We start from the raw sequence: 12,392 nt of genomic DNA on the forward strand, positions 1-12,392 counted from the left end.
CTCAGCGGCCACGCTGGATATGCTCGACCAGCCCTTTAGCAGCGGCTTCCAGCAGGTTTAGCACGTGCTCAAAACCTTCATCGCCGCCGTAGTAGGGGTCCGGCACTTCGTTCTCCGCCATGTCGGCAAAGTCCAGAAACAGCCCGACATGCGCGTTGGCGTGGTCGGGCTTCATGGCTTGCATGGCACGCAGGTTATCGCTATCCATACCCAGTACATAGTCGAAATCCATAAAATCCTGGGGCTTGAGCTGGCGAGCTCTTGAGCCACTGATATCGATACCCCGTTGTTTAGCCGCCGCCTGAGCGCGCAGATCGGGGCTACTGCCCACATGCCAATGCCCCACACCACAGGAGTCGACGCCCACCCGATCCTGCCATCCGGCATGTGCCAATTCACGGCGAAAGATCCCTTCAGCGGTAGGCGACCGGCAGATATTACCCAAGCAAACAAACAGCACTTTCACAGTTCACTCCTTCTGCGACGTTGGCGTTAATAACGCACGCACGCGGGCTAAGTCTTCAGCCGTATCGACCCCTGCCGGGTTTACGTCACAGGCCAAAGCAACCTGAATCGCATGGCCATGTTGGAGAGCGCGCAACTGCTCAAGCTGCTCAAGCTGTTCCAAACTGGAGGCGGGCCATTCGCAGTAGGCGTGGAGAAAGCTGACCCGGTAGGCATAAAGGCCGATATGACGTAGCCACGCATCGGTGTGGAGCACCGTTGGCGGCGCAGAAAATTGCTCACGGTCCCAGGGGATGGGCGCCCTTGAAAAATACAGCGCCCGCCCCTGAAACGAACGAACGACTTTTACGACATTAGGATTAAACAGGGAGTCGATATCGGTAATTGGTTCTGCCAGCGTCGCAATGGACGCCTCACCATCGTCTGCCAAGCGCTCGGCAACCTGATTGATCAGCGCCGGGGGGATTAATGGCTCATCGCCCTGAACATTGACTACCAACGCCGACTCATCCAGCGCCAACTGATCAGCTACTTCAGCCAGCCGGTCGGTCCCAGAAGCATGATCCGGACGCGTCATGACGACTTCGGCGCCGTAAGGCTGCATGGCCGCTTGAATGCGCGCATCGTCGGTAGCCACGACCACACGGCTGGCCCGACTTTGACAGGCACGCCGCCATACATGAGCGATCATCGGTTCGCCTGCAATGTCCAGCAACGGCTTGCCGGGCAATCGACTTGACCCATAGCGAGCGGGGATCACCACGGTAAACGCCAAGGTCATTCATCCCTCTCCTGTGCGACCCGGTGATGGGGGAAGCTTTTCGTCAACGTCCAGCGGGCGGGCAGCTTCGGGCAACATGACCGGGATTCCCTCGTCAATCGAATAGGCCAGACCATCGTAAACACAATGCAACTCCTGGGCCTCACGGTCATACTTCAGTTTGCCTTGACACAGCGGGCAGACCAACATTGCCAGCAGTTCCTTATCCATGAGAGTTTCTCCTGCCTCAGGTAAGTGCTGACAGTTTGTCTGCCAGCCAGTGCTCAAAATCAGGTGGAAGCGATGCTTCCACGTCGAGAACCCAACTATCAGGTGGGGCAAACGCCTGACATTTCACGGCATCCTTGGCGGTCATCACTAGCGGGCGCCCTCTCCACTGGTTCAATAAGACCTCCGTCAACGGCTGGTGATCCGCCAGAGGGTGCCATTCACCTTCCACCCCCAGCGACGCCAACACAGCAAAAAACCGCTGGGGGTTGCCAATGGCCGCCAGACCGTTAACCGGCCCCGTAAACGGCAGCGGCATCAGTGGAAACCGCTGGCCATCATGTATACGCCGCCAAGCACATGGCGTAAGGCGCATGGTGACGGTCTCCACCGGCAGTTCACACGCTGTGTCGCCATTAACGATCACGGCATCGGCACGCTTCAATCGGCTAGACGGTTCGCGTAAAGGGCCTGCCGGTAAGCAGCAACCATTGCCTAACCCACGCGCGCCATCAATGACCACCAACTCAATATCGCGTGCCAGGGCAAGATGCTGCAATCCATCATCGCTGATAATCACGTCACAGCCAGCTTCAACCAGCGCGGCCGCTGCCCGGCCACGCTGCGGGTCAACCATGACCGGAAGCCCTGTTTGCTGGGCGAGCATCAGCGGCTCATCGCCACTTTCAGTCACGGGGGTGGCCGTCGTTACCCGCAGGGGATAGCGCTTGGCACTGCCGCCATAGCCGCGTGACACGATTCCCGGCGACCATCCCTGTGCCACTAGCCGACGCCCAAGCCATGCCACCAACGGCGACTTGCCGGTGCCGCCCAAGGTGATATTACCCACAATGATCACCGGAACGGACACACGCCAGACGGTTCGCTTGCCGCGTTCGTACTGATTTGCTCGACGCTGCATCAGCCATTGATAAAGCCGACCTAGCGGCCGCAACGGCCACAGCCAACGGCTACCCTGATAGGCACCAGCAAGCCAACGCTCAGCAAGCTTCACTGCGGCTCCTGAAACTGCAACTGATGCAGCGCGGCGTAAGCACCGCCTGCCGACAGCAGCGCTTGATGGCTGCCCTGTTCGATGATACGCCCCTGGTCCATCACAATGATTCGGTCGGCGCGTTCAATGGTGGATAACCGATGGGCAATCACCAGGGTCGTGCGCCCTTGGCAAACATCTTCGAGCGCCTTTTGGATATAACGCTCTGACTCGGTATCCAGGGCGGACGTTGCCTCGTCCAGGATTAACAAAGGGGCATCCTTGAAGATTGCCCGCGCAATAGCCAATCGCTGGCGCTGGCCGCCTGACAGCATCACGCCGTTTTCCCCCACCACTGTGGCGTAACCTTTGGGTAGCTGATCAATAAACTCATCGGCATAGGCCGCCTCAGCCGCCGCTTTTACGGCGGAAGGGTCGGGGTTATCCACGCCATACGCAATGTTGTCGGCAATCGTGGCGTTGAACAGCGTGACCTGCTGGGACACCAACGCCATTTGCTGACGCAGGGGACGCAATGCGTACTCTTCAAGCGGCACGTCATCGACGCTAATGCGTCCTTCACTGGGATGGTAAAAACGCGGCAGCAAACTCACCAGAGTCGATTTTCCACTGCCAGAACGCCCCACGATGGCTACCATTTCACCAGGCGCCACTTGCAGGTTGATATCACGCAGGACGAAGGGTTGGTCATCGGCATAACGGAAACTGAGGTTTTCAAGCTTGACGTCGCCCGCCAGCCGTTCGACACGGTACGTGCCGTTATCACTCTCAGGGGCGACATCCAGCAGTCCGAACAGTTCCGACGCCGCGGCGATGCCCTTTTGGATCTCGCTGTTAATTTCCGTCAACTGGCGCACCGGCTTGATCATTAGCGCAGCGGCGGTAATAAACGCGACAAACTCACCCGGTGTCATGCTCGCCATCAACGCCGGGGCCATGGCCAGCCAGACGAGAATGGCCATCGAGATTGCCACCAGAATCAAAATCACCGGCGAACTGATGGCGCGGGTCATAGCTTCTTTCATGCTTTGGCGACGGTTCTCTTCGCTGACGCGTTCGAAGCGCTGTTTTTCATACATCTCAGCGCCGTGGGTGCGTACCACCCGGTGACCCGATAGCGCCTCAGACGCTACGTGGGTCACATCACCCATCGAGTGCTGAATACGTTTGGAAAGCCGCCGGAAACGCTTGCTGGCATAGCTGACCACGCCCGCGATAATCGGGGTGACCCCCAGGAATAGCAGCGTCAGCAGCCAGTTGGTCCAGAACAAGTAGCCCAGCAGACCAATCACGAAGAGTCCCTCGCGCAACAGAATCGTGAAGGCCTTGGTCGCCGCCCCGGCGACCTGCTCCACGTGATAGGTGACCCGCGACACCAGGTGACCACTGGAATGATGGTCAAAAAACATGCCGGGCAAATGGAGCATATGGGCAAAGACGTCACACCGCAGGGTGTGGATCACATAACGCCCCACATAGGCCATGAAATAGGTGCTCAGAAAGGTGCCGATACCCCGCGCGGTAAACATAATAATGACGAATAGCGGCAGAAACAGCCGGAATGAGGCGTCGGGATTTTGGATACCATCAATCAAGCGTTTCATCATTTCGGCCAGCGCCGTACTCGACGCGGCGTAAATGACAAACCCCACCAGCGCCAGGCTAAAGGCTCGCCAATGCGGTTTCACATAGCCTAATAAACGTTTATAGAGGACCCAGCCTGATTCAGTCACACGAGCTCCTAGCAATAGCGTGCAGTGGGGGAAATTCTACCTGATGGCGCACAGCATCAACACCGCTGTCGCGGATTAGCCGTTCGGCGATGGGTATTTATTTCAAGCGGAGCGTCGGGTGAGAGCTTAAGTTGTATCGCTCCGTCATGCGCCGTATTCCATAAACAACTTCCCTGCTCTCGAAAACGCCGCACAACGGCATCGTTAGGATGACCAAAAGGATTGTCTCGTCCGGCACTAAAAATAACATGCCAAGGGTCTGCCGCCCGCACGAATTGCAGCCCCGAACTTGAGGCACTGCCGTGGTGGCCGGCCACCAACGCTGTGATTGGCGGGTCCACATCGCCTATCAAACGCCTTTCGACTTGGCGACTTACATCCCCAGTGATCAACACACGCTGCTGCCCCACTTGAATGGATAGCACGCACGAACGGTCATTTGCCGAGGAATCGGCCTGATCAGCGTTAGGCCACAATACTTGATAGTGAACGCCATCGCGCTGCCACTGATCGCCTCGTTCACAGGATCGGGTCTCCACCGCGAGTGGCTCACTGTTCGGCGCACGCCACTCATCAACTTGATGCTGATCGAGCAGCGCCTGCACGCCGCCGGCATGGTCGGTATCCGCATGGCTAACCAATACCTGATCAAAATGCCTTCCGGGCGGCCATAGCGTTTCCAATGGCATAAACCCTGAGCGATAGCGCGGGCCAGTATCCACTAGCATACGATGATGAGCACTGCGCAGTTCGATCAACTGCCCTTGCCCCACATCGTATACGGTGATGGTTAACTCGCCATTCGAAGGACCTTGCGATACAGGCCAAAAAGGCACCAACATGACCATGATAAGCGAGCCGCGCTTCAACCACGTTGCTGTGCCGGGCAGTCCCCAACATAACGCCGTCAGAAAAAGCCCCAAGGCCCACGGCAAGTGCAAATATCGGGGAGGCTCCCACAGCGGCCAATGTACTACCGCGTGCTCCAGAGCATGGTAGAAGCCACCAAGCCCCTGCTCGAACAACCACCAAGCCGCCGTCGACGCATAAGGCAACGGCGTCAACAACCAACCCAAAAGCGCCAACGGCACCATCACAAGGCTCATAAAGGGCACGGCGACAAGATTAATCAGCGGGGCGGCAGGTGCCACGCGGCCAAACGCAATAAGTACCGCAGCCGCTATGAGTGGGGCTAGCAGTAACTGAGAACGCAGCAATGCCCAACACCATCCGCGCACTCCCTGTGGACGAGCCCGCCCCTGCCAGATGATGATCAGCCAGGCCACCGCTAGAAACGATAGCCACAACCCTGGCCGCCATAAGGCAATGGGATCAACCATTAACACCGCCGCAAGTGCTAACCACCAGCCTTGCCACGGCCCCGGTGCATGACGGCCACTCAACACCCATAACCCGACGACACTCATGATCATGGCGCGCATCGCGGGCGGCGCCATTCCCGCCAAGACCGCATAGCCTACCGCTGACATCCCGGATAGCCACCATGGCCAAGCACGCAAGCGCCAGTTGCCAGGCGTTATTAAACGCGCTGAGCGAGTTGCCAGTAACAACACAAATGACGCCACTAACCCCACGTGCAAGCCAGAGATGACGACCAAATGAGTGGTTCCACTGGCGTTAAGTAATTCCCAGTCCTCCTGGGTAAGCTGATCACCCAATCCAAGCGTAAGTGCCGCTAGCCAGCGCTGGGTTCGCGGTGCCAGCGGTTGCTCTTCTAGCATGGAATGCGCTTGATGCCGCAGCGAGAACGGGGCTGGGGCTAGCCGCTGCGGAGGCGGCTCTTGGCGCACATACCCGGTGGCATGAATACCTTCCCGCCAAAGCCAGTGGGCAAAATCGAAGGCGCCCGGGTTCATAAACCCATTGGGCGGCCGTAACCGCAAGGTCATCCGCCAGCGCTCGCCCGGCTGGGGTGTGGATGCCTCAAGATCATAAGCGCTGACCCGTACCCGTTTGAGACGTTGGCAGTCTGGTCGCTGAGCGGGAGCCACACAGTGGTCCACCTCCAGCAACAAGCGCAAACCTCCGGCAACCTGCTGGGAGTGCGCCACCCGCCCTTCTACTCTGACATCCTCACCAGTAAGCCCCTCCGGCAACTGGCGTGCCCATTGGGACTGGACAGCCACTACCCCCCAACAAACAATCGCTAACCACAGGCAGTAGCGAAAACGCACTGCTGCAAGCATTAGCAGCAAACTAGCTAATATGGTGGTCAAAAGCGTGGTGCTACCGCTTGGCCCAAGCCAGTTACCCAGCGCCCCACCTGTCATTACTGCCAACGCTGCTGGCATGGCAAGCCCAATGCGCATATTGCCCTCCCTGGCTCACGCTTACCCGCGTCTTGCCGTAGCCGAAAGCCTGCCCCTTGTGGATAATGGGCGGCATTCATAGGCAAGAGTGTCTGACATGCCTCGCCGTTTTTTGCAGCGTTACATGCCCAAGCCCGATACCATCAAGCGTCAGCGGTCGCTCCGTTTCATGGCCCCGCTAATCGCCGATCCGGGTTTATGGCAACTAACTCGTCGCAGCGTTGCCAATGCGTTTAGCGTTGGCCTGTTCTGCGCCATGCTGCCCATTCCTTGCCAAATGGTAGCGGCCGCGCTTGGCGCTCGCTTAACTCGTTGCAACCTAGCGCTGGCGGTCGGCCTCGTATGGATCACCAACCCACTAACAATGCCGCTGTTTTTTTACGGTAATTATTGGATTGGCACCTTCTTTCTGGACACACCGGTCCGCGAAGCGCCTTCACGCATCTCAACGCGCTGGCTAGCCGAGCAAATGCACGACCTTATGCCCGCGCTATTACTGGGGTCATTGGTGTCAGCGCTGGTACTGGCAGTGGTGGCCAACGTTGCGGTGCGCCTAATCTGGCGCTGGCACGTTTCTCACCACTGGAAACGCCGCCGCCAAAAACGTCGGCTGCGGCGCGCTAGCATCGAAGCCGAATTTGACGATTAAGGCTGCGCCACGAGTTTACCTGCATCCAACTTCATCACCCGATCTTGATGAGCAGCCAGGCTGATATCGTGGGTAACAATCACGAAGGCACAGGCGCTTTCCTGGGCAAGCTCATCCATCAACGCAAGGATAGTGGCCGCCGTGGTTTGGTCTAAATTACCCGTAGGCTCGTCCATCAAGACAAGGCTTGGGTCGGTGACCAACGCGCGGGCAATCGCCACCCGCTGACGTTCCCCCCCGGATAACTCGCCTGGTTTATGATCAGCCCTGTCTTGCATGCCCACTCGCGACAAAATCTGCATGGCGCGTTGCTCAGCGGTTTTCTTGGCTTGCCCACGAATGATCAACGGCAGTGCGGCATTTTCTACCGCCGTAAACTCCGCCAGCAGGTGGTGAAACTGGTAAACAAACCCGATATAGCGGTTGCGAAACCGCCCCAAAGCGGCCTCATTCAACCCCGATAGGGGCTGGTCGGCGATCACCACGCTACCTTCGCTGGGCCTGTCCAGGCCGCCTAACAGATTCAACAACGTGGTCTTGCCCGACCCCGAGCTACCCACAATGGCCACGCGTTCACCCGCATGCACTTGAAGGTCCAGCGTATCGAGCACGGTTAAATCCTGTGGCCCTTCGTTGTAGGTGCGGGTCAATCCTTGGCAATTGAGCATCACAGGGGCTTGAGTCGATGTCGTTTCAGACATGTTGGCATCCTTATTCATAGCGCAGCACATCCGCAGGTTGGACACGAGCCGCGCGCCAAGCTGGGTATAACGTTGACAAGAAGGTCAACCCAAAGGCAGCCAGCACAATGTCGCGGACATCTTCAAAGTGTAAACGCGACGGCAAATCACTAATGAAATAGACCCCTGCGTCTAAGAACTTAATATTCATAAAGCCTTCAACCCAGCCGATCAGGTCTGAGATCGTCAGGGCCAGCAGCACACCCACCGCCACGCCAAAGGCAATGCCAATCAGGCCAATGGCTAAACCTTGCACGATAAAAATACCCATAATCGAACGTGGGGTGGCACCGATGGTTCGCAATATCGCGATGTCGGCACGCTTGTCAGTGACGACCATGACCAAGGTGGACACAATATTGAAGGCTGCTACGGCGATAATGACGGTCAACAACAGCGCGATCATGCGCTTTTCCATCTGAATCGCTTGGAAAAGGTTGCCCTGGGAGTATGTCCAATCACTGCCGCGATAGCCTGGCCCCAGTTCGTTGAGAATGTCTTGTGTCTCACTACCGGCGACAAACAAGTCATCCAACTCAAGGCGCAGCCCGCCAATGGCATCATTCAGACGCCCTAATTTCTGCATATCCTCAATATTAGCATAGGCTAAATTTGCGTCCAGCTCGGCACCTACGCTGAAGATACCGCTAACGGTAAAGCGCTTAAGGCGAGGAAACACGCCAGCGGGGGTAATAGAAGCCTCAGGAACAAGCAAGGTCACTTGATCGCCCACTTCGACGCCCAATCGTCGGGCCAGCATGGAGCCCAGCACCACGTTCCACTCACCGGGCACCAGGTCACTTAGCTCGCCCTGCTGCATGTGATCGCCAATAATCGACACCTTGTCTTCCCACTCAGGATCAATGCCGTTGACCATTGCCCCTTCGTTGCGTCCGCCAACCGAAAACATGCCCTGCTGTTCCACGTAAGGGGCTACCCCCTCAACACGGTCACGCTCCATGAGCTCTTCGGCTAGCGACTGCCACTCCACCATACCCTCTCGGGCTTCAATTTTGGCGTGCGGCACCATTCCCAATACGCGAGTACGTAGCTCGTGATCAAAACCGTTCATTACCGAAAGAACGAGAATAAGAACGGCCACCCCCAGCATCAATCCGAGCATAGAGGTCAGCGATATAAATGAAATAAAATGGTTTCGGCGTTTAGCGCGCACGTAGCGCAGCCCCACCAGAAAAGGCAAACGATCAAGCATGGCGTCATTCCTTATAAGTCAGCGCTCATGGTACGGTTTTTTTAGCATCCCTGCATGTGTAAACGGGCTTTAGAGACACATCAGTCGCCAGCGTTCCCTTGTCGTGATCAGGACTTGCAACTTTTGACTTGAGCCCCTACATTGCGCCGGTTCGGCAAGCGCTTAGCATGCCTCTTTTCATCTTCGCTGCGAGCGATTATACGTGACGACTTCGACCTATCGTTTATTACCCGAATGGCATCCCCAGGATGGCATTCAACTTACCTGGCCACGCCCGGATGGCGATTGGCAGGCGCTCTTGGAGTGCATTGAAGGCACGCTGGAGCGCATCGTCGTCGCCGTGACACGTTATCAGCGGGTAATCATCAGCGTGCCTGACGCTGCCATACGCGCACGTCTGACAGCAACATTCGATGCCTATGGGGTACCCGAAGGTCAGATACTGTTGCGCGTCGCGCCCACCAACGATACCTGGGCGCGCGATCACGGGCCGATTACCGTCGCCGATGAAGAGGGTAGATTGCAACTGCTGGATTACACTTTTACCGGCTGGGGCGGCAAATTTCCCGCCAACCAAGATAACCGGTTAACGCAGCGGCTTGCTGAGTCAGGCCTATGGAACTGCCCTGTCAGTACCCGCGATCTAGTGCTGGAGGGTGGCGCGATTGAGACAGATGGCGAAGGCACCTTGCTCACCACCGAAGCCTGCCTGCTTAACCCTAACCGCAATCCGCAGATGACGCGGCGCACCCTTGAAGCACAGCTGTATCAGGATATGGGCATTGACCGCGTATTATGGCTAACCCAGGGTTATTTAGAAGGTGACGATACTGACAGCCACATCGATACCCTAGCGCGATTTTGCAACCCCGGAACCATCGCTTATGTACGTTGTGACGACCCGACAGACCCTCACTTCGACGCCCTACAAGCGATGGAGCAGGAATTACAGGCGTTTCGCAAACGTAACGGCGAACCCTATCAGTTGGTCCCGCTACCCTGGCCAAATGCCTGCTATGCTCCAGACGATGGCCGACGACTGCCCGCCACATACGCCAATTTTTTGATTATTAATGGGGCTGTTCTGGTACCCACGTATGGGGATCCCGCCGATGTTATCGCGCTACAAGCCTTGGCGGCGGCCTTTCCTGAGCATACGCTTATTCCCATTGAGTGCAGTCACGTCATTCGTCAGCACGGCAGCCTGCATTGCTTAACCATGCAACTACCCCGCGGTACGCTTGCCGTTGCTCACCCGCCTGATATGGAGTCGTCATGCCAAGTCCTCTAACCGTTGGCGTCGTGCAACAACCTGCTTGGCCCGATAAGGCCAAAAGTTTAGCGGCCAGCGAAGCTGGCATTCGTGAGGCCGTTCAGCGCGGCGCGCAATTGGTCTTACTTCAGGAGCTTCATGCGACGCACTACTTTTGTCAGTATGAAGACCCTGCACTTTTTGATTTGGCAGAGCCACTAGACGGACCAACGGGACAACAGCTTGCCAAGCTGGCCCGTGAGCTGGACATTGTTCTGGTTGGCTCCCTATTTGAACGTCGTGCGCCTGGGCTTTACCACAATACCGCGGTGGTTTACGACCGAGCCCTAGGGCGGGTTGGCCACTACCGCAAAATGCACATTCCCGATGACCCCGGGTTTTACGAAAAATTTTACTTCACCCCAGGCGACCACGACACCGAGCGCGCCGAAGGTTTTACACCCATTGATACCTCCGTGGGCCGTTTGGGCGTATTGGTTTGCTGGGACCAATGGTACCCCGAAGCTGCGCGGCTAATGGCGCTTGCCGGGGCCGACTTACTCCTCTACCCCACGGCGATTGGCTGGGACCCCGGCGATGACGATGCCGAAAAAGCCCGCCAGCAGGACGCATGGACGCTCATTCAGCGCGCCCACGGCGTCGCCAACGGCTTACCCGTGATTGTCGCTAACCGCGTTGGGTTTGAGGCTGACCCTTCTGGCACCGGGGGTGGCATCCAGTTCTGGGGAGGCAGTTTTGTCTGCGGCCCACAAGGAGAACTGCTGGCCAGGGCAGGCGAAACGGCAGAGCAACTGATAGTGGAAATCGATATGGCGCGCAGCGAAAACACTCGGCGCATTTGGCCTTACCTGCGGGACCGGCGCATTGATGCCTACGGCGAATTAACACGCCGTTTCAGAGACTAGCGCTTTACAATGTCTCAACCAACGCAAAACGCCTGCCCGGCTCGCCGGGCAGGCGTTTTTCTATGCCCGCATTACTTCCAGAAATCGCGAATAGAGGCAATGCCCTGTGCGCCGACGGCGCGGGCATGGTTGGCGTCAAAACGGGTCATTCCACCAAGGGCAAACACCGGCATGCCAGCCCGCTCTACCCACTGCTGGAAATCATGCCAGCCCATGGGGGCTACTTCAGGGTGCGACGGCGTAGTACGCAATGGCGACAATGTCACAAAGTCACAGCCCAGAGTGGCGGCCTGCGCCAACTGCTTGGGATCATGGGTCGAAGCCGATAACCATTTGTGTTCTGCGATGGGACGACGCTCTAGCTGCATAAGTCGTTCGCTCGTTAAATGAATACCGTCGGCATCCACCTGGTCGAGTAACGACGGGTCGCCGTTGAGCAGTAACCGTGCACCGACCTCACGGCATAAGGTGAGCGCTCGTTCAGCCCGAGCCACATAGGCCTCGGGTGTTAGCTGCTTAGCACGCAGTTGGACTAAGCGGATGTGATCTTCTTCCAGCGCACGGGTTAACAAGGCCTCGAAACGGGCTTCATCGGCTTCTTCGCCGGTAATCAGGTATTCAGTCGGTAACATGACGGCGCGCAAAATAGGCAGATTGGCCGCCGGGAACGGATAATTGACCAGCTCTTCCATCGGCACCCAACGCACCGCCTGACCTTCACGACCAAACGGCTCGCCGGCAAAAGCATGCACCTGCCATACATCTAGCAATATGTGCTTGTCCGAGTACTCGTGATGCACCCGGATCAGCGGCTGTGCATTGACAATTTCGACACCCAGCTCTTCATGCAGCTCGCGTTTCAAACCTTCTAACCCGGTTTCATAGGGCGCCAGCTTACCGCCTGGAAACTCCCATAACCCACCGTGATCCACGTTTGATGGACGCCTGGCAATTAACACCTGCCGCTGGTCAGCGCTGATAATGGCCGCTGCCGCCACATGAACCCGTCGTTTAACCATGATATTCATTACGTCTTTATCCACTGTGTGCATACCCGCTAGGCAATTGGCGGTGTTATCTT

At 57.2% G+C, this 12,392-nt stretch carries 12 protein-coding genes; 3 read left to right on the forward strand and 9 right to left on the reverse strand.

Annotated features, from left to right (window positions below):
* Position 1: 1 nt before the first annotated feature.
* From GA0071314_RS11100 to GA0071314_RS11125, 6 genes are read right to left on the reverse strand one after another with little or no spacing between them, the layout of a single operon-like run.
* On the reverse strand, positions 2 to 466 hold the full coding sequence (locus GA0071314_RS11100; protein ID WP_074396700.1) for a low molecular weight protein-tyrosine-phosphatase: 465 nt from the start codon (positions 464 to 466) through the stop codon (positions 2 to 4).
* Positions 467 to 469: 3 nt separating this feature from the next.
* Positions 470 to 1,246, reverse strand: a complete 777-nt coding sequence (kdsB, locus tag GA0071314_RS11105; RefSeq protein WP_074396701.1) for a 3-deoxy-manno-octulosonate cytidylyltransferase — start codon at positions 1,244 to 1,246, stop codon at positions 470 to 472.
* Positions 1,247 to 1,456, reverse strand: coding sequence for a Trm112 family protein (locus GA0071314_RS11110; protein ID WP_074396702.1), 210 nt, complete (start codon positions 1,454 to 1,456; stop codon positions 1,247 to 1,249). It abuts the gene before it with no gap.
* A 16-nt stretch (positions 1,457 to 1,472) separates the two neighbouring features.
* The gene (gene lpxK / locus GA0071314_RS11115; protein ID WP_074396703.1) at positions 1,473 to 2,468 is read right to left on the reverse strand and encodes a tetraacyldisaccharide 4'-kinase; all 996 of its coding nucleotides are present in this window, start codon (positions 2,466 to 2,468) and stop codon (positions 1,473 to 1,475) included.
* Positions 2,465 to 4,201, reverse strand: a complete 1,737-nt coding sequence (msbA, locus tag GA0071314_RS11120) for a lipid A export permease/ATP-binding protein MsbA (RefSeq protein ID WP_074396704.1) — start codon at positions 4,199 to 4,201, stop codon at positions 2,465 to 2,467. The genes lpxK and msbA overlap by 4 nt, the downstream gene beginning before the upstream one ends.
* Positions 4,202 to 4,257: 56 nt before the next feature.
* Positions 4,258 to 6,531 (reverse strand): DNA internalization-related competence protein ComEC/Rec2, encoded by a 2,274-nt coding sequence (locus tag GA0071314_RS11125; RefSeq protein ID WP_074396705.1) that lies wholly within the window; start codon positions 6,529 to 6,531, stop codon positions 4,258 to 4,260.
* A gap of 97 nt (positions 6,532 to 6,628) precedes the next feature.
* On the opposite strand from GA0071314_RS11125, the gene GA0071314_RS11130 reads away from it, so the two are divergent.
* Positions 6,629 to 7,180 carry a DUF2062 domain-containing protein gene (locus GA0071314_RS11130; protein WP_074396706.1) on the forward strand — a complete coding sequence of 184 codons (552 nt, stop codon included), beginning with the start codon at positions 6,629 to 6,631 and terminating at the stop codon, positions 7,178 to 7,180.
* Here the strand turns inward: GA0071314_RS11130 and GA0071314_RS11135 are convergent.
* Together GA0071314_RS11135 and GA0071314_RS11140 are read right to left on the reverse strand one after the other, a co-directional pair.
* The gene (locus GA0071314_RS11135; RefSeq protein ID WP_074396707.1) at positions 7,177 to 7,881 is read right to left on the reverse strand and encodes an ABC transporter ATP-binding protein; all 705 of its coding nucleotides are present in this window, start codon (positions 7,879 to 7,881) and stop codon (positions 7,177 to 7,179) included. The two genes, GA0071314_RS11130 and GA0071314_RS11135, sit on opposite strands and share 4 nt — an antisense overlap.
* 10 nt (positions 7,882 to 7,891) lie before the next feature.
* Positions 7,892 to 9,133 carry a lipoprotein-releasing ABC transporter permease subunit gene (locus GA0071314_RS11140; protein ID WP_074396708.1) on the reverse strand — a complete coding sequence of 414 codons (1,242 nt, stop codon included), beginning with the start codon at positions 9,131 to 9,133 and terminating at the stop codon, positions 7,892 to 7,894.
* 202 nt (positions 9,134 to 9,335) lie between these two features.
* Between GA0071314_RS11140 and GA0071314_RS11145 the strand changes: the two genes are divergently transcribed.
* Together GA0071314_RS11145 and GA0071314_RS11150 are read left to right on the forward strand one after the other, a co-directional pair.
* On the forward strand, positions 9,336 to 10,424 hold the full coding sequence (locus tag GA0071314_RS11145; RefSeq protein ID WP_074396709.1) for an agmatine deiminase family protein: 1,089 nt from the start codon (positions 9,336 to 9,338) through the stop codon (positions 10,422 to 10,424).
* Positions 10,409 to 11,311, forward strand: a complete 903-nt coding sequence (locus GA0071314_RS11150; RefSeq protein ID WP_074396710.1) for a carbon-nitrogen hydrolase — start codon at positions 10,409 to 10,411, stop codon at positions 11,309 to 11,311. The genes GA0071314_RS11145 and GA0071314_RS11150 overlap by 16 nt, the downstream gene beginning before the upstream one ends.
* 71 nt (positions 11,312 to 11,382) lie before the next feature.
* Here the strand turns inward: GA0071314_RS11150 and GA0071314_RS11155 are convergent, their stop codons facing one another.
* Positions 11,383 to 12,339: a Nudix family hydrolase gene (locus GA0071314_RS11155; RefSeq protein WP_231896554.1), complete on the reverse strand. Its 957-nt coding sequence runs from the start codon at positions 12,337 to 12,339 to the stop codon at positions 11,383 to 11,385.
* Positions 12,340 to 12,392 lie beyond the last annotated feature (53 nt).

The organism is Halomonas sp. HL-93, from assembly GCF_900086985.1.
Lineage (GTDB): Bacteria > Pseudomonadota > Gammaproteobacteria > Pseudomonadales > Halomonadaceae > Vreelandella.